The organism is Yoonia vestfoldensis SKA53, from assembly GCF_000152785.1.
GTDB classification, from domain to species: Bacteria; Pseudomonadota; Alphaproteobacteria; order Rhodobacterales; family Rhodobacteraceae; genus Yoonia; species Yoonia vestfoldensis_A.
The window spans coordinates 2,276,096-2,298,327 of sequence record NZ_CH672414.1; the positions used below are offsets into that span (position 1 = coordinate 2,276,096).

Consider the following 22,232-nt stretch of genomic DNA (forward strand, 5'->3'; position numbering starts at 1 on the left):
GGATCAGATGATGATAAGCTGCGCGCGCAAAGCGCCTGACACCCGCAGCGCCTCTAGGATCGCCACCAGATCGGACGGCGTGGCACCGATCGCGTTAATAGAGTCAACGACGTCGCTGAGGCTGACACCCGGGTCAAAAAGGAAAGCGCGCGCGCCCTGTTCGTCTACGGTAATCGCGCTGTCTGGGGTTACAACGGGCGCTGCCGGTGTATTGATCACAACACCATCGGCGACGATTGTTTCGCTTTGCGGCACGGCCTGCGGGTCTTCGCGGATGCGGACGGTCAGGCTACCATGGGTGATGACGGCAGGCGTGACATTGACATTGCCCCCGATCACAACAGTGCCCGTGCGTGAATTGACGATGACTTGCGCGGGCGGTGCTCCTGGCTGGACCTCGACCTGTTCGATCAGGCTGGCAAAGGACACCTTTTGCTCGGGGTCAGAGGGCGCTTGCACACGGATCGAAGACGCATCAATCGGCACGGCGGTGCCACCGCCAAAGACCACGTTGATGGCCTCGGCAACATTGCTTGCTGTTGAAAAATCGGGGCGGTGCAGGTTGAGAACCATATATTCATTTGTGATGAACTCATTCTCGACCAAACGTTCGACCGTCGCACCCTGCGGCACACGCCCGACGGTTGGAACATTCACTGTCAGGGAGGAACCGTCTTCGCCTGAGACGCCCAAGCCGCCCACGACCAGATTTCCCTGGGCAAGCGCGTAAGTCTCGCCATCAACGCCCAGCAAGGGCGTCAGCAAAAGAGTACCGCCACGCAACGATTCCGAAGGGCCCAAGGTCGATACGGTCACATCCAGCGTCTGTCCGGGCTTGATAAAGGCTGGTAGGTCCGCCGTGACGATCACCGCGGCTGCGTTGGTTCCGTCAAGACCTTCCAGCTCTGTCACCATACCGAACCGCGACACCATTGATTGCAAGGACTGCAGCGTAATCCCTAGGTCACCGTCACCGGTACCGGACAAACCGACAACCAAACCGTAGCCAACCAACTGGTTCGAGCGTACGCCCGCCAGGGCTGCGATATCCTTGACCCTGTCCGCCTGCGCGATGCTGGACAACATGCTGATCGTGACAGCCAAAAGACCGATCCAGAGTAATCGTATGCAACGCATCACGGCCCCCTAGATCAAGTTCAAACTGGACACAGCCCGCGAAAACAACCCGCGTTTGGCCGTGTCGGCGATATCACCCGCGCCGGTGTACGTGATCTCTGCATTGGCAAGTCGATTAGAGCTAACAATATTCGCAGGGCTGATGTCACTGCGCCGGACGATCCCACTAACGCGCACGTATTCATCCCCACTGTTCAACGTCAGCTTTTTCTGTCCGAGAATCTGAAGATTGCCATTGGGAAAAACCCGCACCACGCTCACCGTGACCAGGCCGGTGAAAGTGTTCGATTGTTCGGCAGCACCAGACCCTGCAAAAGACTGGGTCATACCAAATTCCGGATCATTGGGGCTAATAAACCTAGGAAGATTCGCAGTGGTCGTATCCGATTTATCAGCAGTGGCAGTTTGCGACTTTGTCGCCTGAAACGACTCGTTCAATGCGACTGTTAGAACATCTCCAACTTTTGATGCGCGTTGCTCAACGGCAAAAAGCCCAGACACGCCGGGGTGATAAATACTGCCGTTGGACGGGCCGCTATTATAAGTACTATCCGGCAGTACAGGCTGAAACTGCGCACTCGCCTCATCTTCCACATAGGTTGAACAGCCTGCAAGGATCGACAGCGCAAAAGGGGTCAAGACGCGGAATATGAACATTATCTTATCTCTACAGATTATTGGAAATGTAGCGCATCATTTCATCCGAAGAGCTGATCGCCTTTGAACTGACTTCATAAGCTCTTTGCGTCTCGATCATTTCGACAAGCTGCTGGACGACGTTTACGTTTGAACCTTCCAGCGCACCCTGCATAAGCTTTCCCAGTCCCTGCGCCTGTGGCGCCGCGACAGTCGGGGCACCGCTGGCCAGCGTTTGCGTCACAAAGCTCTCTCCAATGGGCTGCAATCCACGCGGGTTGGCAAAGGACGCGATGGTCAGCTGACCAACCTCTTGCGCTTCCTCCTCACCGGCTTGACGCACAGACACCAAACCATCTTGCGAGATATTGACCTCGGTTGCATCGGCGGGAATCCGAATTTCCGGCTGGACCACATAGCCACTTGCCGTGGTCATCGTACCATCAGCGCTCCGCGAGAAAGACCCGTTGCGGGTATAGCCGACGCGGCCATCAGGCATCAGAACCTGGAAAAACCCTTGTCCTTCGATCGCCAGATCAAAGGAATTGTCCGTGTTCACCATACCGCCCTGCGTATAGAGCTTTTGGGTGTTTACCGCTCGTACCCCGGTACCCAATGCGAGCGCAGACGTCAGTGCTGTGCCTTCGGATGTTTGGTCGCCACCAGAACGTTTGACCTGATAGAGCAGGCTTTCGAAATTCACCCGGTCGCTTTTGAAACCAACTGTGTTCAAGTTTGCCAAGTTGTTGGCAATGACCTGCATGCGCGTTTGCTGCGCGTTTAACCCGGTCTTTGCGACATGCATTGCGTTGGTCATGGTCGGCTCCTGAATAATCGTTATCAGGATGTTTGCAATCAATGTGCCAACCCAGAAACCTGGGCCGAATTAGCCAGGCAGGCGCATGATCCGCGTGCCGCCTTCGTCGATTTCTTGTGCAAGCGCGATGAACTTGACGCTCATTTCAAACTGCCGCTGGCTCTCGATGTTCTGGATCAAAGATCCGATGGTATCCACATTGCTGTTTTCCAAGAAACCTTGGGTCAACCGCGCCCGTTGATCAGGTTCAGGCAGGTCGGCTTGGCCAACCGGACGGATATGCCCATCGGGTGACTTTGAAAGAACAACGTCGTCAGCCTGCGATGTTGCGATGATCGGACCGGCAACAAACGTGCCCTCTGGTGCGTCGAGAAGCTCCATCTGGATCTGGCCGGTCTCTTCCACCACGATCCGCCGCGTCGGAGGAAGCTGGATCGGGTTCAATGCGACATCAAGCAGTTTGTTACCCGCACCATCGACCACAAATCGGTCGAGGTCGAACGACAGGTCGCCGCGCCGCGACAAGGCTGTGTCGCCTCCGCTGCTGGGGGCTATATAGAAATATCCCTGACCCTGAATGGCAAGATCCATTTCCGCTTCGGTGTTCTGCAGCCCGCCCTCATCGGTAGAGAACAGCGACTGAGAGGCTTCCTGACTGTAGACGCGCGAACGGAACTGATCGAACGGCGTTAGAAAACTTGCCTCGCGCGTGACACTCAGATCAGCGCGAAAGCCGGGCACATTCGCATTTGCCATATTCTGTGCATTCACACGCAACTCGGACGAGATGTTGCGCAGGTTATTCAGTGCAATATGAATGTTGCGATCCATGCAGATTTCCTTGAATGCGAGGGTCAGTCTATGGAAATAGACCGACCCTCAGGGCCCTTAGGTACGGATGTTGATGATCGTCTGTGTCAGCTGGGTCGATGTTTCGATAGCCTTCGACGCCGCTTGGAAGTTACGCTGCGCGGTGATCAGGTTCACCAACTCTTCGGTGATATCCACGTTCGACCGTTCCAGCGCACCGGATTGGATCGACCCGAAACCTTCGGTCCCGGCTTCCCCAATGATAGGATCCCCAGACTCCGCCGTCTGCACAAATGTTGCATTGCCAACCTGTTTCAAGCCGTTCTGGTTGTTGAAGTTTGCCATCACGATCTTGCCCAAAGGCTTGTTCTGACCGTTGGTGTAGTTGGCACGCAGTAGGCCCGTGGCATCAATGCTCAACCCATCCAGACGACCGGATGTAAAGCCGTTTTGTTCAAGGTTGTTGACCACGAATGGCGTCGCCAGCTGCGACGAAGCACTGTAGTCGATATCGAGCGAGATCGAGAATGTCTCGGTCTGGGCCTCGTAGCGGGTCAAGCCCTGCGGACTGATCAACCGGCCCGTCTTGTCAAACGTCAGTTCACCTTCATTCAGATACAGCGGGTAATATCCCTCGACCAGGTTGTTTGGTTCTGAGTCTACGATCTCTCCGTTTTCATTGACGAACAGCGGCACGCCATTTTCATTGGTGGCCTGAACGAGGTTGGCGATCGTCGGCACCGAGCCGATACCAAGCGGAACATCATCAAGCCCCAGCTTCGCCGGCCCACGCACCCTGATGGTCGACTCAGTCCCCGTTGTCCCCGTTGTAAATACAAAGTTGTTGTCGTCAGGCTGATACCGCACGGTGACACCGCCGATGGTCCTGCCGGTGACGGGATCTTGCATCTGGTTGATCCGTTCCTGAAGCCGCTCGGCCAAGGTCGAACCGATGTAATTGCCGCCCGGAATGTCGATCACCGCGTTGATGCCATTGACCGATATGTTGAATGTCGTCTCTCTGTTCGCTGGGTTTAGGAAAACAGGGTTAGAATTCAATGGGTCGGTCGCCGCCCCACCTATCGCACGAGCCGGCAACGATTTCAGTCCTTTCCCTTCCTCAAAAACGACGGCGCTTTTAGCGCCAACACCCATCAGGTCGTTTGTCCCCAGCGCCAGCCCACGCGACGCAAGATTGATAGCCCCTGGCTGGATGCGAGCGGACTTCGTCACCTTATCGATTTCATACCGACCAACCTGGATATTCGAGGCTGACTGCTTAGTCGGAACACCCAGTGCCTTGTCCTCGTCAATTGCCTCGCCCGTCGTCCCACTTTTGAATGAGAAGGCACGGGACTCACGGTCATAACTGACCTTGGCTCCGAACCGGGCCGGGCCGACCCCGTCATCTGCTCCGTCAAAGACAAACGACTGGCCGTTGACGCTGGTTGCGCTGGTAATCTCGATCCGTGGAGAAGAACTACCAGCCAAACCAAAAGAGTTCACACCAGCGTTGCCGGACGTGATCTGTATCTCGGACAAATTGCTGATTGCGCCGCCGGGGCCCAATGCCGTGTGATCCACCTTGAAGACAATGCTTTGGGTCGCAGAATCATACGCGACCTTAATGGGCGCATTCAACTCATCCACCCAAGCCATGGCCGTATTGGTCAAAATTGGCAAATCTAAACCTAGTTTCTCAGCTGTTGCATTCGAACCTATCACGTTCCCGGTAAAGTCACCAAAAATGCCGACATCAAAGGCTGCATTAATTTGATCATTGGTATAACCGTGGCGAGCACTATCCGTTTCGCGCATAAGTATTTTCTGGTTGTTGAAACTCTTAGCTGATCCCTCTACCTCAAGGGCTGCACCCTCGAAATAGGCCTCAACATCAGTGGATCGCTCTGCCAATATATAGTATGGAGAAGGGTTTTCTTCCACTCCAGGAATCTCGATAGGATTTTCAGATAATCCTAAACCAGCTGTCACAATTTCAATCACATCCCCTTCGATTGCAGCAATACGAAAGCTGCGGCCGTTCAGCGCCTCCGCATCAGAATTGGCGCCCATGAGCAAGATTGTCTCCTCCTCTTTGAATCGCAGCCCATCACCTTCACCCAACTTGATCTTCAAGCTATTGTTTTGCGGGTCCAATTTTATACTGCCAGGGGATGTTGATACGGCAATCTTCTCATCATATACATTCACAGATGGTCTGTTTTCGACGTTCGAATAAGCCAAGTGTCGTTCTTTTATGACCGCAAAGTCTCTGAAGACAGTGTTCAATTGTGCAACCAAACCATCAAAGTCTGAAGCGACATCTTCAGCGGTGGTCAACGTTGCTACCAAAGCAGCGAAGTCTGATGCAGCACTTTCAGCAGCGGTCAATGCTGTCCCAAGATCAACGAAGGTTGATAAGTCGGCTTCAGCAGCGGCCAATGTTGATTCCAAAGCAAGGAAGCTGGATAAGTCGGCTTCAGCATCGGACCATGTTGTTGCCAAATCAGTGAAATCTGCTAGCAGAATTTGACTATTAGACAATGTTGTTACTAAATTAGCGAAGTTATCTTGCGCAACTTCGGATTGTGACAAATCTTCATTTAGTTGTGCAAACTCATCTGCAGCAAGACTAGCATTCTTGAATGCAGTCACCGCAAGGTTGAAACTATCTGTGGGATCTCCGGCTTCAGTTTTAGCATTCAACTCAGCGGTGATCTGGTCATTTGTCGGTTCACCTGAAGGCGTTTCTGTATAATTGAACAGACCTTTAAGATCCGATGCGGCTTCAGCTCTTGCTGTGGTCAAAGCAGCAGCCTTAGCGACAACCTCCTCGGGGGTTGGAGAAGTTGGATCTGCAGCTTCAGTACTACTAAATTCAGCGTTTCTAGCTAATAGAGCAACACTCACTGCTTCTGCCAAAGCAGCAGCCTTAGCGACAACCTCGTCGGGGGTTGGAGAAGTTGGATCTTCAGCGTCAGTACTACTAAATTCAGCGTTTCTAGCTAATAGAGCAACACTCACTGCTTCTGTCAAAGCAGCAGTCTCATCGTCAACGTCTCTCGGAGTCGGATCAGGAATAGTACTCCTAGTACCATCCGCATTAATGATCTCAGTAATAGTGTACTCAGTAATACTAAAAGAATTTGCAAGCGCATTTTTACGACCACTAAGTAGATTGGTCAAAGCTTCAGTCTTAGCGACAACCTCCTCGGGGGTTGGAGAAGTTGGATCTGCAGCTTCAGTACTACTAAATTCAGCGTTTCTGGCTAATAGAGCATCATTAATTGCGTCTGCCAAAGCAGCAGCCTTAGCGACAACCTCGTCGGGGGTTGGAGAAGTGGGATTAACAGCGTCAGTACTACTAAATTCAGCGTTTCTAGCTAATAGAGCATCATTAATTGCTAGGGTCAAAGCATCAGTCTGCAATGCAGTTTGTTCAGTTGTCGGAACACCGTCAACTAGCGCTCCGACTACGCTAGTTATCATCCTCTCACCAACGGCAACTGCAGCGTCTCTGACGTTACCTGCAAACACGCTTTGCTGATTGTCAATCTGCTGAGTTGTTGGAGCGTCGCTTGCTTCAGGTAGATTCATGGCGGAAAGAACAGCGGCGAGAGTTGTTTCACTAGTATATGTACGGTTCACTTTAAGTTTATCTGAGAAATAAGACGCACCGCCAAGTTTCAGTTCAATTGCATCCAGTACCGCAGTTTGAGAAGTAAACCCATCAATAGTAACCGTTAAAGGGTTTAGTGACGCATCACTAAAAGTAATGGTAACTGTGCCAGCCTCTTTAGCCGCATCAACACTCTCATTTTTATCCGAAACCTCAAACTTCCCACTGTTGTACAGGACTTCCCATTTGGCGGACAAACTCGTCACTGTGGCGATACCAAGATCACGCGTGGTGTAGTCAAAACTAAAAGCTTCTGGATCCGTTGGTGGCACAGCTATCGTACTACCCGTAAACTGTGCGAATTGTTTTTCTGACGCTCCAGGCACAAATTCTGGAGAACCATTCAAGGTTTCGTTCAGGCGGACTTGGGCATGCGCAAGAAAGACATCAAGACTAAAATTCGGCGACGTACTCACCGTCAAATCCATTTTGTTTTGAAGGGATATATAGGAGGGCTCCAGCAGGTTAATATCAAGCGGCAAAGCCCGAACAGGGACTGCACCAGATGCACCAGGTTGGAAAAGCTGGATAGAAATCTTGTCGTCTGCACCTTTCTGAATCTCAATCTTGCGGCCGTCGTCATGAGCTTGGTTGATTGCGCGCTCGACCTCTGCAGCCAATTGCTCTGCATTATATCGACCGGCACGGACATCAATGCTCACAGGACGTGTGCCATCATCGATATTGACCAACAGAAAATCACGGCCCCAATATACACCCTGATTGGAATTTGGGTTTGCTTCGTAGGTGGCACCGAACTGCAGTGGATCGGTGACAATCTCGATTTCGCCGGTTCCCTCATCCCCAAAGTTAAAGCCGCTTGCTTGCCCCGTCAGGATTGCGGGCTGCGAAGGGGCGCGATCATTTTGCTCGTCGAGCTTGTAAAGCGGCGAACTTTTTTGCTCCAACGTGTAGCTCGCGTCCGGCACGGATGTCGTCTGATTACCAAATCGGTCGATGAAGATTTGTTCGTTTGATCTCGTGACAGCTGGAACTAGGTCAGGCGGGACGACCTGGTTATTGATGACAAGGCGGGTTTCAAACTTGTTGGTCGGATCTTCGGCCGTCGCGCGCTGGGTCTTGATGAAATAGACGGTCGCGATCGTCGGGTTGCCCAGATCGTCGAAGATCGTGAAGGATGTCGAGTTGGTGAAACTTTCCGAATCATTGGGATCAAAGGTATAGCCGTCTGTAAACTTCTCTTTTTCCGTCACCACATCGGCGCTGGCCGGCACGTTGACCGCAAGATCAACCAAGGACGTCGCCTTTGGATCGCCCGATGTCACCGGCAACCGCAGCGGCGCAGCGCTGTCGATATCCTTGGCGGTGACCGATCCGTCTTCGTTTACCGGATAGGCCAGCAGGAACTGCCCCGAGCTGTCTACGACGTTTCGGTTATTGTCGACGTTAAACGACCCATTGCGCGTATAGACGACTTGGGTCGATGTCTGGCTGGGCTTCAGCGCGAAAAATCCCTGCCCCGAAATCGCCATATCGAGCGCGTTCAACGACGAGGCAATGTTACCCTGTGTGAACTGCTGCTTCACGCCCTTCAGAATTGCGCCGGAGCCGATAGATGACGAGGAGTTCTGCAACGGTGAAGTTGCGAAAATATCGCCGAATTCCGCGCGCGACCGTTTGAAACCGGTCGTACCCACGTTGGCGATGTTGTTCGATGTTGCCGAAATATCGGATTGTGCGCCGTTAAGTCCGGTCAAGGCTGTATAAAAAGACATGCGTAGTTTCCTTGATTGAGGTTAGCGACCCGCCTTAAAGGCGGAACCGCAGGACTTCTGCGGCGCTGACATCGCCGTAGTCTTCGGTTTCAAGCATGCCGTCACCATTGGTGGCAGCGTTGGCCGTGCCTATGACCTGTGCATAGACGTTGGGCGTCAGGCTTTGAACGCCTTCGCCATCACCGTAATTGACAAGAACATCCAAGCGAACGCGACGCGACCCGTCGCGATATTGTTCTGGTACATCGGTCCAGGCAAATCCGGACAAGCCACTTGCCTGCCCGCCCATGTCCATAGTGTGCAGGCTCTCGCCAGTCATGGCATCGAGAAATTCAATCCGCGTATCAACGGATGCACGTTCCAATTCGATCGCGCCGTGGATTTCACCGTTGTCATCTGCTCTGGCCAGGTTTCCAGGGATCATCACCGAATGGCCAAGATAATTGACCGATGACGCAACCCGAAACTGCCCCATCTGGTCGGCAATACCCGACATTGTCTCGGACATCTTACTGATCCCAGCAACCGACGAAAACTGCGCCATCTGAGCAATGAAATCCCCGTTGTCCATCGGCGCAAACGGGTCCTGGTTTTGCAACTGGGCCGTCATAAGCTTCAGGAAATCGGTCTGCCCCAATTCCTCTTTTGGTACGGCATTCTTGTCCTGGGTCGTGCTTATTCCAAGTTTGGACAGCAACGCGTTCTGCGCGGCCAAACTTTTGTTATCAACATCCATCTATTCCGCTCCCTTAAGACTTGCCCATGTCCACTGTGCGCAGCATCAGCGTACGCATCGTGGTCAGCACTTCGAGATTGTTTTGATACTGGCGGCTCGCCTCCAGCATATCGACCAGCTCTTCGTTCATGTCGACGGGGGGCATGTAAACGAAGCCCTCCTCATCGGCGAGCGGGTGGCCCGGCTCGTGCACGCGCTGTGCTTCCCGGTCCAGCGCGACAATCTCTTTGACATCCACTGTCGCGCGCTCGGCGTTCCTGATACCGCCCTCAAACGCCGTCTGGAAAACAGGTCGCAAAGGGCGGAACGTTTGCTCTGCGCTACCCGACCGCGTGTTGGCGTTTGCGATATTCGACGCCACTGTGTTCAGCCGCACCATCTGCGCGGCCATCGAACGGCCGGCAATGTCAAAGACGTTCTTGATATCAGCCATTATTCACCTTTAATCGCGGTCATCAGGCCGGAAATCCGGCGGTTGAGAAACGACAGCGTCGTCATGTAGCGCAGCGAATTCTCTGAGAACTCCATTTGCTCGACTGACAGCTCGACAGTATTTCCATCCAAGGATGGGTTCAGCGGCACGCGATACTGCACGTCAACGCCCGATGTGCCGGCAAGATTATCTATATGGCGGCCATCATTTTTGCGAATGGGGCTATCCCCGGCCTGGCGCGCAAGCTCTCGGTCAAAATCGATGTCTCGCGCCTTGTAGCCCGGCGTGCCGGCATTCGCGATGTTGGAGGCAAGCATATCGTTCCGCTTCTCTCGAAGCGAAAGCGCCGATGCCTGAAAAGCAATATGGTCTTTTATTGCGTTCACCTTATTCGTCCTCGCAGTCTGTGTTCTGGTCCAAGATTTGCAAGTTAAGTGCCAAACCAATGGCGGAGACGAAAATGGTTGAAAAATCTTCAAAGCCCCGGCGTGCGGCACCTAAACCTGGCAGCGCAAGCGTATCGGAGGAATCGGGCAAACCGCTTTCAGCGAAAGCCCCAACAGCGCGCAAACCGGAAAACCGGCGCAAGCGTCTCACGATACAAGAACGCATCATGGAACACCTTGCAGAGGTTCCTGCGCTTCTGGCTGTATCTACCCTGTCCCAGATGCTGCGTGACACGGCGCATCTCCCGACACGGTTGGCGATCCAAAGAGCCCGGATCGATGTGCTGCGCGCGCGGACAATCGCCTGCCGCCTTGGCAAGCCGGCAGACAGCGCGATTACGCTCGCCGCCTTGCTGAACCGTAACGCCAAGGTCGAGGTTGCCCCCGTGGAAGCGCCGGTTCCACCCAAGGAAGAAGAGCAGGCGGCACAAACCGCAGCACCAGAGCCAATTTTGTCGCCAGATGCGCAACAGGACATGCGTATCGAACTGACAGAAGCGCATATTCACCAAGGTATTCAATTGCCCAAGGGCGCCATACTTGTGGTGAATGGCGCTATCGGCTTAAGCCTGATCGAGATGGAAGTGGCCAAGCCAGCCATCGAAGACGCGCCCGAAGAAGACGTTTCTGGAGTGGTCGCAGATGGTGCTGAAACCGACCAGAACGAAGACAAAACCGAAGACCTAGATGAACAAAACAAGGCGGAGTCCTAACCGGCCGCCTGAACCCGCGCCCGCAGCTTTCACTTTCCACTTGTTCGGAGTTTCAAAATGCCGCTGTCCATGACGTTTCCCCTAACGGCCTCATTACTGCTTTTTGCGGGGTTGGCTGATTGTCAGGCGCTCACCAGGTTCACGCAGGAAAGCTATGACTGCACAATGACCGCTGCGCCGCTGGGCCGGATCGTCTTTACCAAGATGTCAAAGGGCGCAGCCGGCGTGATCGAGGGCGCAAGCCCAGACAAAATCATAATTACTGCGATATCGGATACCCAGATCGACGGTGAATGGGGCGGCGAACTGGTCCAGATTCAACGTGAAAGCGGTCGGGTGCGATTCACGCGCGATGCAATCGTATCATCATATGCCTGCAAAGCGGCTCGGTTTCGCATGTAATCGCGGCGTGGCATTAAACCTTGTGAAGAGATTGTCGTTTCTCTGGTTAATACAGGAGCATAGCTATGGCTGAAATCAAGCCCGACATTCTTTCAGCCGTCAGCCGTGGCGGCAGCGGGATTGAGATCAAGCAACTTGTCACCAGCCTTGTCGCAGCTGAAACAAGCGGCGAACGGTCGCTGAACCAGCGGCGGCTTGACAGCACCAGCACCACTATTTCCGCGATGGGCCAGCTGTCGCAGCAAGTCGGCACATTCAAGGATGGGATGGCCGCCGTTGCACAGGCAGCGTCGCGTCAGGCGTCATCCTCGACCAGTGCGGTGACTTTCGAGGTATCCAATGCGGCATTGGCCAGTGACGTATCCGCATCCGTGAGTGTCCAGCGCCTTGCGACCGAACAGATACTGAGCTTCAGCTTTGATGCGTCAGTGACCCCCACCAGCGCGGTCAACCAAGGCACCGTGTCTTTGAACACAGCGGCAGGGGACAGTGCTAGCAGTTTCACGATCGACTCCAGCAACAATACACTCAGCGATCTGACTGAACAGCTGAACGCGATTGATGGCGTCACTGCGTCGTTGCTGGATACGGGAACAGGCTATGCCTTGATCGTGAAATCAAAGGTGGGCGAAAACAACGCCCTTGATGCTGACTCGATCACTGCGATCAAAACAGCACTGAAGATGACGAGTGATGCGGATGAGGGCGTCACCGATGCCACCAACAACCCGCTTGGTGCGGGCAGCACTCTGGTAGCCGCGCAAGATGCGCTTTTGCTGGTCGATGGTGTCACCGTCACGCGCAGCGAAAATTCCTTTGATGATCTTTTTGTTGGCCACAAGGTCACGTTGAACGCTGTCGGAACATCAACACTTGCCTCGGCTGACTCCAGCACATCCGTGCAAGAGCGGATCAACAGCTTTCTGACCATCGCAAACGAACTTAAATCCTATTTGACACAGGCAACACAGCGCGGGCTTAACGGCGCTGAACCTGGCCCTTTGGCGGGGGATGTCGCCGCGCAATCCGTTCTGTCGCGAATGCGCAATATTGCCACCCAGCCCATCACCGGCTTTGGCGACGAGCCGATCTATCTCGCCCAGATCGGTATCCAGACGGAACGGGACGGAACGCTGACCTTGAACGCCGAACGGTTCGAACGCGCAATCGCGGAAAACCCCGACATCGTGGATGCGCTCTTCTCCACAAAATACAGCAGTGAAGATCCAAATTTGGAAGTCACCGGCCTCAGCTTTGCGCCTCCAAAGGTTGGGTCCTATGCACTGGTCTATGACCCATCGACATCGCCTGCGACAGCCACGCTCGACGGACAGGCGCTCAGCGTCGGGACCAATGATGACGGAGATGTCGTGTTGCGTGCAACTGACGGCGATGCCTATGGCCTACAGCTGACCCTTGGGTCCAACGAAAGCCTGACGACAACAGTGCGCTATGGCCAAAGCATGGCGGATCAGCTGGAAAGCTATGGCGAAACCCTTCTTGGCGCGACAGGCCTCATCGCGCGGCGCGAAACAGAGCTTTCGGATAATTTGGCAGGCTTTGAAACCAATCTGGAAGATATCGAAACAAAGGCCGCAGCATTGACCGAACGCTACAACATCCGCTTTGGCCGGATGGAGGCCGTGATCACCAGCATGAACAAAACCGGCGAATATATGCAAAGCCTGATGGACGCGTGGAACGCGGATAGATAACCGGGTTGCGGCTACGCATTCGGGTCTATGACCAGACAAACAGGCCCTATCGGAACCTGATCATCATGGCGTTTTCCATGATTATGTTGGAAATCTGGTGCCGCTGAAGGGATTCGAACCCCCGACCCCATCATTACGAATGATGTGCTCTACCAGCTGAGCTACAGCGGCGTACCGGTACGGGTGATAGCACCCTGATCAGATGGCGAAAAGCGCTATTTTGCGTCGTCCTTCGCCACTGTCTCGGCATCATCTGGCAAGGTTTCGTCCGGCACCGGCTGTGACCCGACGATCAGCGGCAGCATCTCTGTGCCGGCGGGCATCGACACTTCGCCAGCGGGTGGCCGTTTCCATGACAGCGTGTCGAACGCGGCACAATTGCCGCAGACAGGCCCCCATTGCGGATGGATATGCTGGCATTTGTCGCAAATCCATTGCGGGCCACGCGGCGCGGTCAGGGCGCGGGTCAACCAGCCGCGCACCACGGCATCATCCGCACCGACACCCCGTTCGACAGCGGCCATCAGCGCAAGGCTGCGCGCAGTCGGATCGGTTTCGACCAGATCGGCGATATCGCGGCGCGCCGCTGGAAAATCCTCGGCAGCGACATGCAGTTCGGCCATCAGCATTTTTGCTTCGGGGTGGTCGGGTGTCGCCTTTGTCAGTGTGGCAAACCGTTTAAGCCGCGCCTGCGGCGTTTCATCCGGTACGATTTCGGCGAAAGCGGTCGCAATATCGGGATGCGGCTGCGCGGTCCAAGTCTTGACCAGCACACGCGACGCATAGCGCGCATTGCCTTGCGCGATATAACCGCGCGCGGCCATGACAGCGGCAGGGATCAGGTCGGGCGACAGGCGGTTCGCCGCGATCGCGGCTTCTCGGGCTTCAATCGGGTTGCCCTCGTCGAGAATGTCGCGCGCCTCTGACAGCGCCAGCACGGCGTCGCGGCGCTTGTGAACATCACGCGGCAGGGTGCCGGATTTCAGTTTCGCACCCAGCGTCTGGCGCGCACCTTTCCAATCGGCCTTGTCCGCCTGCAATTGCAGCAAAACATCCTGCGTTTCGGCATGTTTCGGCTTCAGTGCAAACGCCTTTTGCGCCAGCTTTAGCGCAAGGTCCGTGTCGCCTTCTGCCAGTTTTTGTTTCATGATCCCGCGCACCCCGACAAAACGGGTGCGATCATCGGCCAGCAGTTTCTTATAGGTTTCTTCGGCCTTGCGCCGGTCACCGGTCATTTCGGCGGCCTGCGCGGTCAACAGGTTCGTCAATTGCGGCTGGTGCAGGTACTTTTCCGCGCGGGCGGCCTTGGTCATGGCCAGATGTCCTTCGCCAGAAGCAAGCGCCATCATGCCTTCGGCCAGCGCCTCGTATCCTTTGCGTTCACGGTTGCGGTCGAAATAGCGTGAAATCGCGGTCTCGTCGCCGTTCAGGAAATGATAGCTCGCAGCCAGAAGCGCCAGCAAACGCAGGCCAAGCCAAACCAGCACAACCAGCGCGACAAGCGCGACCACCATGTCCAGCGTGCGAAGCGTGAATTCGATCCCCATGACGGCAATCGTCGCACCACCATCGACATCATAAAGCATCGCAGCGCCATAGGTCAGCGCGGTGACCGTCAGAATGAAAGCGGTGATTTTTATCAATGACCAGATCATCTGTCTCGCTTTCAATTCTCACTTAGGGATTTGGCCAGCATGTCAATCGCCGCGACCGCATCGGCGCGGGCCTCAGCAAGGGCCAGCCAGTCTGACAATTCCGCACGCGCCACTGCGGGCAGTTGCACGATTTCGGCCAGCGTGTCGTGCAACAGGCCACCCCGCAATGCGGCCTGCGCCCGCGACAACATCGCATCGACATCATCGCCATCACGCGGGTTGACCGACCGGACCTGAAACTGGTTGCGCAAGAAGGCCCCAACGCCCGATGTATCCTCGCCTGCGACACCTTCGGCGCGCGCGGTCGTCAGGGCGGCGCGGGCATAATCGGGAAAACTGTCCTGCAAGGCGACAAGGGTCGGCACGCCGTCTTGCACGGCCAGCAAGGCGTCGGGAGCAGAGGCGCCCAGCACGTCCTCCAGATCAGCAAGCGCAACACCGAGGGGCGCGCCGCTTTCGACCCCTACCTGCAACCGTGCAAGCGCAGCACGCCCCGCGGCAGCACGGGCAGCAGCGGCGGCGTTTTGCTCGATTGCGGCGGCCTCGGCACGGGCAGTGTCAAGTTGGGTTCGTGCCATATCGGTCAATTGCGACAGCTCTGCCCGCAGTGCGGCGACATCCGCTTCGAATTCCGAGGTGTCACCAGCGGCGCCGTCGCCGGTGGATTCCCCGGCTGGCCTGTTCTCAAGCGCGGTAATCCGGTCTTTGAGTATGGCGACTGTCGCAGTCAGATCATCTTGCAGGCCCATAATCTGGACGGCCAGTTCGGCCTGACCGTCGACAAGAGGGGCCAGATCAACGCTTTGCTGTCCATTCAGCTGTTGCTGGATCGCCGCGATGTGGGCGTCTTGCGCGGTCAGCTGGGCCTGCAAATCCATCTGCGCCGTAGAGGTTGTCAGGCTGGCCACGGCAAACCCGACAGCACCAGCGATCAGCCCGCCCACAAACATTGCCAGCACACCGCCACGCGCCTTTGGTGCAGGCGGCACGACAGCGGATTCTGGTGCAAGCTGGGGCTGTTCCATTTCTGACGGCGCGTCAGGCGTGATTGAGGCATGATATTCCGGCGGAACCTGATCCGCGCCAGACGACACGGCCTGCGCCGATTCGACCGGTGCAGCTTCGCCAGCAGAGGCTTTTCGCGGTTTGACAGCGGCACGCGGCCTTTTGGCAGGCTGTTTTACCATTTTCGCCTTTTCCCATCCAATCATGTGCCTAACGCAGTTACAGCTACACTAAACAACCTACCACCTCTCCTCAAGCGAGGGCAGGTCAAAGACCCTGTTCGGCCATCACACGCAACCGTTTCAACGTTGCGGCAATCATCGCGCCCGCATCCGGCGTCGCGGCTACGCTGAGACTGCGCAGGTTGATCGCGGCAGCGGCGTTCTGGACGGCCGTGCTCATCACGACCACATGCACCGGTGCCGCGAACGGTGCCTGCCCTGCAAGGATGGTCGCGGTGCGCGGGGAAAACAAGGGCAAGATCACCGGCGCGCCACCCTGCAGCGCCTCGAACGCCGCATCGCTGAGAGGTTGGGCGACCTGATCGTAGCCGATCACGTCGATGCAACCGATGCCCGCAGCGGCGAGCCTTTCAGAAACGCCACCGCGCGTGTGAACACCATGCAGATGCACCAGCGGCCCATCCGGGCGCCGGCTGATGATCTTGTCGGCAAGGCGCGTAGCATCACCCGGCCCGGCGATGACATCAAAACCAGCCTCGCTGGCCAATTGTGCCGTCTTTTCGCCGACGCACCACGCAGGCAGGCCGCGCGGCAAGGTGGCAGCGCGCGATGCCGCAACACCATGAGCCGAGGTCAGGATCACCCCTTTAACCTGCGTCAAATCAACCGTGATCGGCACCGGCACGATCTGCAAAAGCGGTGACAGGATGGTGCGCAATGGCCCGACCCAACGCGCGGTGATCTCTGCGGCAAAGGCCTCGGCCTGTGGGGCCGGGCGGGTCAGGATCAGCGCTGGAGTCATCGGGATCCCATTGTTTGCAGGCTGGTGCAGTGTTACCTGCGATTAACGAACACGCAACAGGATCAATGCATGGCGCGCGCGCTGACTGTCCTTGGCATCGAAAGCAGCTGTGACGATACCGCTTCAGCGGTCGTGCGCGGCCATGACGTGCTCGCTTCGGTTGTTTATGGCCAGACCGCGCTCCACGCCGATTTCGGCGGGGTCGTACCAGAGGTCGCGGCCCGCGCACATGCCGAAAAGCTGGATCATTGCGTCGAAGACGCTTTGAGCGCAGCGGGCTTGCACCTTGCGGATCTGGACGCCATCGCCGTGACGGCAGGCCCCGGCCTGATTGGCGGGGTGCTGTCCGGTGTGATGTGCGCCAAGGGGCTGGCGGCGGCGACGGGGCTGCCGCTGATCGGCGTGAACCATCTGGCGGGGCATGCCCTGACGCCGCGGCTGACAGATCAGGTGGCCTATCCCTATCTGATGTTGCTGGTGTCGGGAGGGCATTGCCAATTTCTGATCGTCGCAGGACCGGATAAGTACCGCCGCCTTGGCGGCACCATCGACGACGCTCCAGGAGAAGCTTTCGACAAGACCGCCCGCATCCTTGGTCTGTCACAGCCCGGGGGGCCTGCGGTTGAAACCTCAGGAATAGGTGGCGATCCGCGGGCGTTCGATCTGCCGCGACCCTTGCTGAACCAGCCCGGCTGCGACATGTCGTTTTCGGGCCTAAAAACTGCGATGCTGCGGGCGCGCGATGCGGTCGTCGCGGCCAAGGGCGGGCTGACGCGGCTGGATCAGGCGGATCTAAGCGCGTCTTTCCAAGCGGCCATCGCCGATGTGCTGGTCGAGAAAACACGCCGTGCGCTGGCGATCTATCTGGCGATAAAACCCGTAACACCCTGCTTTGCCATCGCGGGCGGGGTCGCGGCGAACCAGGTGATCAGAGGCCGCTTGATGCAGCTTTGCGCTAGTTTAGACACTGATTTCGTCGCACCACCCCTGGCGCTTTGCACAGATAACGCGGCGATGATCGCCTATGCGGGAGCAGAACTTCTGGCCTTTGGCCAGCGCGACGATCTGACCTTGTCAGCCCGCCCGCGCTGGCCCTTGGACAAAACCGCCGCCCCGATGCTGGGATCGGGCAAGAAAGGGGCCAAGGCATGACAATCGGGATCGCAGGCGGCGGGGCCTTTGGGACAGCACTTGGCGTCGCACTGGCACGCGATGGGCGCGATGTGCAGGTTTGGGCGCGGGACGTTGCGGCAGTGGCACAGATGCAGGCTAACCGCGCAAACGCCCGCCTGCCGGGCGTGACATTGCCGGATGAAATCACGATTTCTGCCGTATTAGACCCACTTTTCGCCTGCGATACCCTGTTGTTGGCTATCCCTGCACAGGCGCTGGTACCGTTTTTGCAGGACCATAGTGCGCGGTTGGCAGGCAAGGTGCTGGTCGCCTGCTGCAAGGGGATCGACCTGCAGCGCATGACCGGCCCCGCCAGCACGATCCGTGATCTGGTGCCGGATGCACAGGCCGCGGTTCTGACCGGCCCCAGCTTTGCTGCTGATATTGCGCGGGGCTTGCCCACGGCGCTGACCATCGCTTGCGCGGATGACGCGACGGGTATGATGTTGCAACAGATGTTGTCCACGCCGACCCTGCGGTTGTACCGCACGACCGACATCATCGGCGCGGAACTGGGCGGCGCGTTGAAGAATGTCATGGCGATTGCCGCAGGTGTGACGATCGGGGCCGGCCTTGGCGACAGTGCGCGCGCGGCGCTAATCACACGTGGTTTCGCAGAAATGCAGCGGCTGGTCGGGCAGCTTGGCGGGCAGGCCGACACGCTGCGCGGCTTGTCGGGGCTGGGCGATCTGGTGCTAACCTGCACATCCGAGCAATCGCGCAACTATCGTTTCGGGGTCGCGCTGGGGGCGGGACAAGCCTTTGACGCGACGACCACCGTCGAAGGCGCCGCAACCGCCCGCGCCCTGCAGCAACTGGCGCTTGATCTGGGCATCGACCTGCCGATATGCACGGTTGTCGCTGACCTGACCATGGGTCGAACCGATGTGAAAACCGCGCTGCACGCCTTACTGTCGCGCCCTTTGAAAGAAGAATAGATGCGTTTCGCCCTGCTTGCCAAAGACAAACCCGGTGCTCTGCAAACCCGGCTTGATAACCGCGACGCCCATCTGGCCTATGTCGCCGAGACTGGCGTCGTGGAAATCGCAGGGCCGCTTTTGGATGCCGAGGGGCAGATGTGCGGGTCGCTAATCATCCTAGAGGTGGCCGACCTTGCCACGGCAGAGGCTTGGGCCGCCGCAGACCCCTATGCCAAGGCCGGTCTGTTCGGCGATGTCACGTTGACTGGGTGGAAAAAGGTCATCGGCTGATGGCCTATTGGCTGTTCAAATCCGAACCGGATGTCTGGGGCTGGGATCAACAGACAGCCAAGGGTGCCGTAGGCGAAGAATGGGGCGGCGTACGCAACTATCAGGCGCGCAACAACATGCGCGCAATGAAAACTGGCGATCTGGGGTTCTTTTACCATTCCCGCACCGGTCTGGAGATTGTCGGCATCGTCGAGGTCTGCACCGAAAGCCACCCTGACAGCACCACGGATGATCCCCGTTGGGATTGCGTTGATGTCAGGGCGGTACGGCCCTTCGTGAAACCCGTCAGCCTTGCACAGATCAAGGCTGATCTGCGGCTCAAAGACATGGTTTTGGTCAATAATGCACGGCTGTCCGTGCAGCCGGTCACCGATACCGAATGGAAGACCATTTGCGCCTTGGGTGGCATAGAACCCTGACCTTGCAAAAGTCTGACCACGCAAAAGAGGGCCCGGCAGACGCCGAACCCTCTTTCACCCCGCGTGCTCCCAAGCCACCACACGCAATCAGTTATAAGGTCCGGCCATACTGGCCTTAACGAACTCTACCACAGGTGGAACAGCGCACCAAACGCGATAAGCGCATCATTTGATGTGTATTTTAGCCATAGATGGCTGAATGGCCGGAATATTGTGGAAATATGTCAAGGACGCAGGCGGGACACCTTTGCACCTTCACCGGTCACCCCCGACACCACACAGCCAGAACGCGAAACGCCGCCGCCCCGTGTGAACCGGGACGGCGGCGTCGTGAACATGCACAGCCTGACCTCAGGCGTGCCGTATCAATAGCGGTAATGTTCCGGCTTGAACGGGCCATCGACCGTGACGCCGATGTAATCCGCCTGTTCCTTGCGTAGTTCGGTCAGTTTCACGCCGATCCGTTTCAGGTGCAGGCGCGCGACCTTTTCATCCAGCGCCTTGGGCAGGATAAAGACGCCAGGCTGATAGTCTTCGCCCTTGGTCCAGAGTTCAATCTGCGCCAGCACCTGGTTGGTGAACGATGCCGACATCACGAACGACGGGTGGCCGGTCGCGTTGCCAAGGTTCAACAAACGCCCCTCGGACAACAGGATCAGGCGGTTGCCGGACGGCATCTCGATCATGTCGACCTGTTCTTTGATGTTCGTCCACTTGTGATTTTTCAACGCAGCGACCTGAATTTCGTTATCGAAATGGCCGATATTGCCGACAATCGCCATATCCTTCATCTCGCGCATATGCTCGATCCGGATCACGTCGCGGTTGCCTGTGGTGGTGATGAAAATGTCGGCGCTGTCCAGAACATCCTCAAGCAGAACAACCTCAAACCCGTCCATCGCGGCTTGCAGCGCGCAGATCGGATCAACCTCTGTCACCTTAACACGGGCGCCGGCGCCTTGCAGCGACGCGGCAGAGCCTTTGCCCACATCGCCATACCCGCAAACGACAGCAACCTTGCCGGCCATCATTGTGTCGGTGGCGCGGCGGATCCCATCGACCAGCGATTCCTTGCAGCCGTATTTGTTATCAAATTTCGACTTGGTCACAGAATCGTTCACGTTGATCGCAGGGAAGGGCAGCTGGCCTTTCTTGTGCAGGTCATACAGGCGATGCACGCCAGTCGTCGTTTCCTCGGACACGCCTTTGATGGCATCACGGGTTTTAGTGAACCAGCCGGGGCTTTGCGCCATGCGTTTCTTGATCTGCGCCTTGATGACGACTTCTTCTTCAGACTCGGGGACGGGGATGATTTCCTCGCCCGCCTCGGCGCGTGCACCCAGCAGAACGTAAAGCGTCGCATCGCCGCCATCATCAAGGATCATGTTGGCACCTTCGGGAAACTGAAAGGATTTATCCAGATAATCCCAATGCTCTTCCAGCGTCTGGCCCTTGATCGCAAACACCGGCGTGCCACCGGCGGCAATCGCCGCAGCAGCGTGATCCTGCGTGGAAAATATGTTGCAAGACGCCCAGCGCACATCAGCACCCAGCGCGTTCAGCGTTTCGATCAGCACGGCGGTCTGGATTGTCATGTGCAGCGATCCGACGATCCGCGCACCTGCAAGCGGCTTGGCCGCGCCATATTCTTCGCGCAGCGCCATCAGCCCCGGCATTTCGGTTTCTGCGATGTCCAGTTCCTTGCGGCCATAGGCGGCCAGTGCGATATCCTTGACGATGTAATCCTGTGACATGCGGTTTCTCTTTCAGCAAAATTGGGTTGACGGTCCATAGCATCGCGACTGGGTTGCCACAATCCAAAGTCGCGTATTATGCAGAACGCTCAATTTTCAATTAAGGCGCAATGACGATGAAGCAACCAAGAGCTTGGCAAAGGATGCTGTCGGGTCGCAGGCTGGACCTGCTTGACCCAACGCCAATGGATATCGAGATTGGCGACATCGCGCATGGCCTTGCCTTTGTTGCGCGCTGGAACGGGCAGACCAAGGGTGATTTCGCCTATACGGTGGCTGAACATTCGCTGTTGGTGACGGATATATTCATCAACCAAAACCCAAAAGCGCCGGTGCGCTGGCATCTGGCGGCATTGCTGCATGACGCGCCCGAATATGTGATCGGCGACATGATCAGCCCGGTCAAAGCAGCAGTCGGGCCAGGTTACGGCGCGCTGGACGATCGGTTGACCGCCGCAATCCACCAAAGGTTCGGTTTGCCTGCGCAATTGCCAGTGCAGATCAAGCGACAGATCAAGAAGGCCGATAAACTGTCCGCCTGGCTGGAAGCCGTGCAAATTGCCGGTTTCTCGCGCCCCGAGGCGGACAGGTTCTTTGGCAAGCAAGACGCGGCATTGTTGGATCGTTTCGCGATCCGCCTGCGGCCGCCCATGGCTGTGCGCGACGAGTACACCCGCCGCTGCCATGATCTGATAAAGGCGATGTGACCAAAAGAGCAGGCAGGCGCGCAACGCTCCCTTAATCAATCTGGATCAAGGTAATTCGACCAAC

20 protein-coding genes and 1 tRNA gene are annotated in these 22,232 nt (G+C 56.7%); 8 read left to right on the top strand and 13 right to left on the bottom strand.

All coding sequences use genetic code 11. From position 1 onward, the window contains the following. Positions 1–3 precede the first annotated feature (3 nt). From SKA53_RS11045 to flgB, 8 genes are all read right to left on the bottom strand, one after another. Positions 4–1,086, bottom strand: a complete 1,083-nt coding sequence (locus SKA53_RS11045) for a flagellar basal body P-ring protein FlgI (RefSeq protein ID WP_007206228.1) — start codon at positions 1,084–1,086, stop codon at positions 4–6. A 60-nt stretch (positions 1,087–1,146) separates the two neighbouring features. Then, positions 1,147–1,794 (bottom strand): flagellar basal body L-ring protein FlgH, encoded by a 648-nt coding sequence (locus SKA53_RS11050; protein ID WP_007206229.1) that lies wholly within the window; start codon positions 1,792–1,794, stop codon positions 1,147–1,149. A 10-nt stretch (positions 1,795–1,804) separates the two neighbouring features. Beyond that, the gene (gene flgG, locus SKA53_RS11055; protein ID WP_007206230.1) at positions 1,805–2,590 is read right to left on the bottom strand and encodes a flagellar basal-body rod protein FlgG; all 786 of its coding nucleotides are present in this window, start codon (positions 2,588–2,590) and stop codon (positions 1,805–1,807) included. Positions 2,591–2,659: 69 nt separating this feature from the next. Beyond that, complete coding sequence (locus tag SKA53_RS11060; protein ID WP_007206231.1) at positions 2,660–3,421, bottom strand: flagellar hook-basal body complex protein; 762 nt, start codon at positions 3,419–3,421, stop codon at positions 2,660–2,662. 57 nt (positions 3,422–3,478) lie between these two features. After that, positions 3,479–8,815, bottom strand: coding sequence for a flagellar hook-basal body complex protein (locus tag SKA53_RS11065; protein WP_007206232.1), 5,337 nt, complete (start codon positions 8,813–8,815; stop codon positions 3,479–3,481). A 34-nt stretch (positions 8,816–8,849) separates the two neighbouring features. Further along, a complete protein-coding gene (locus SKA53_RS11070; RefSeq protein WP_242601262.1) occupies positions 8,850–9,530 on the bottom strand; it encodes a flagellar hook assembly protein FlgD in 681 nt (226 codons plus the stop codon). A gap of 34 nt (positions 9,531–9,564) precedes the next feature. After that, entirely contained in the window at positions 9,565–9,984 is a 420-nt protein-coding gene (gene flgC, locus SKA53_RS11075) for a flagellar basal body rod protein FlgC (protein ID WP_007206234.1), read from the bottom strand. Next, the gene (flgB, locus tag SKA53_RS11080) at positions 9,984–10,370 is read right to left on the bottom strand and encodes a flagellar basal body rod protein FlgB (protein ID WP_040482945.1); all 387 of its coding nucleotides are present in this window, start codon (positions 10,368–10,370) and stop codon (positions 9,984–9,986) included. The genes flgC and flgB overlap by 1 nt, the downstream gene beginning before the upstream one ends. Between flgB and SKA53_RS11090 the strand changes: the two genes are divergently transcribed. The 3 genes from SKA53_RS11090 (at position 10,334) to fliD (ending at position 13,260) form a co-directional block, all read left to right on the top strand. Continuing rightward, positions 10,334–11,143 (top strand): hypothetical protein, encoded by an 810-nt coding sequence (locus SKA53_RS11090; protein ID WP_207327979.1) that lies wholly within the window; start codon positions 10,334–10,336, stop codon positions 11,141–11,143. The genes flgB and SKA53_RS11090 overlap by 37 nt on opposite strands. A 57-nt stretch (positions 11,144–11,200) precedes the next feature. Beyond that, positions 11,201–11,545, top strand: a complete 345-nt coding sequence (locus SKA53_RS11095; protein WP_007206237.1) for a hypothetical protein — start codon at positions 11,201–11,203, stop codon at positions 11,543–11,545. A 65-nt stretch (positions 11,546–11,610) separates the two neighbouring features. Continuing rightward, positions 11,611–13,260, top strand: coding sequence for a flagellar filament capping protein FliD (gene fliD, locus SKA53_RS11100; protein WP_007206238.1), 1,650 nt, complete (start codon positions 11,611–11,613; stop codon positions 13,258–13,260). A gap of 95 nt (positions 13,261–13,355) precedes the next feature. Here the strand turns inward: fliD and SKA53_RS11105 are convergent. The 4 genes from SKA53_RS11105 to SKA53_RS11120 form a co-directional block, all read right to left on the bottom strand. After that, positions 13,356–13,431: transfer RNA gene (locus SKA53_RS11105), tRNA-Thr, on the bottom strand. Between the two features lie 44 nt (positions 13,432–13,475). After that, positions 13,476–14,915, bottom strand: a complete 1,440-nt coding sequence (locus SKA53_RS11110; protein ID WP_007206239.1) for a heme biosynthesis protein HemY — start codon at positions 14,913–14,915, stop codon at positions 13,476–13,478. Between the two features lie 11 nt (positions 14,916–14,926). Beyond that, positions 14,927–16,102 carry a COG4223 family protein gene (locus tag SKA53_RS11115; RefSeq protein ID WP_040482949.1) on the bottom strand — a complete coding sequence of 392 codons (1,176 nt, stop codon included), beginning with the start codon at positions 16,100–16,102 and terminating at the stop codon, positions 14,927–14,929. An 85-nt stretch (positions 16,103–16,187) separates the two neighbouring features. After that, a complete protein-coding gene (locus SKA53_RS11120) occupies positions 16,188–16,904 on the bottom strand; it encodes a uroporphyrinogen-III synthase (protein WP_007206241.1) in 717 nt (238 codons plus the stop codon). Between the two features lie 69 nt (positions 16,905–16,973). Between SKA53_RS11120 and tsaD the strand changes: the two genes are divergently transcribed. From tsaD to SKA53_RS11140, 4 genes are read left to right on the top strand one after another with little or no spacing between them, the layout of a single operon-like run. Then, a complete protein-coding gene (gene tsaD, locus SKA53_RS11125) occupies positions 16,974–18,056 on the top strand; it encodes a tRNA (adenosine(37)-N6)-threonylcarbamoyltransferase complex transferase subunit TsaD (RefSeq protein WP_007206242.1) in 1,083 nt (360 codons plus the stop codon). Then, positions 18,053–19,015, top strand: coding sequence for an NAD(P)H-dependent glycerol-3-phosphate dehydrogenase (locus SKA53_RS11130; protein WP_007206243.1), 963 nt, complete (start codon positions 18,053–18,055; stop codon positions 19,013–19,015). The genes tsaD and SKA53_RS11130 overlap by 4 nt, the downstream gene beginning before the upstream one ends. Next, a complete protein-coding gene (locus SKA53_RS11135) occupies positions 19,016–19,288 on the top strand; it encodes a YciI family protein (protein ID WP_007206244.1) in 273 nt (90 codons plus the stop codon). After that, positions 19,288–19,707 (top strand): EVE domain-containing protein, encoded by a 420-nt coding sequence (locus SKA53_RS11140; RefSeq protein WP_007206245.1) that lies wholly within the window; start codon positions 19,288–19,290, stop codon positions 19,705–19,707. The genes SKA53_RS11135 and SKA53_RS11140 overlap by 1 nt, the downstream gene beginning before the upstream one ends. A 365-nt stretch (positions 19,708–20,072) precedes the next feature. On the opposite strand, the gene ahcY is transcribed toward SKA53_RS11140, so the two are convergent. Continuing rightward, positions 20,073–21,461 (bottom strand): adenosylhomocysteinase, encoded by a 1,389-nt coding sequence (ahcY, locus tag SKA53_RS11145; protein WP_007206246.1) that lies wholly within the window; start codon positions 21,459–21,461, stop codon positions 20,073–20,075. Between the two features lie 110 nt (positions 21,462–21,571). Here ahcY and SKA53_RS11150 point away from each other — a divergent pair, with 110 nt between their 5' ends. Further along, a complete protein-coding gene (locus SKA53_RS11150) occupies positions 21,572–22,168 on the top strand; it encodes an HD family hydrolase (RefSeq protein WP_040482950.1) in 597 nt (198 codons plus the stop codon). Positions 22,169–22,232 lie beyond the last annotated feature (64 nt).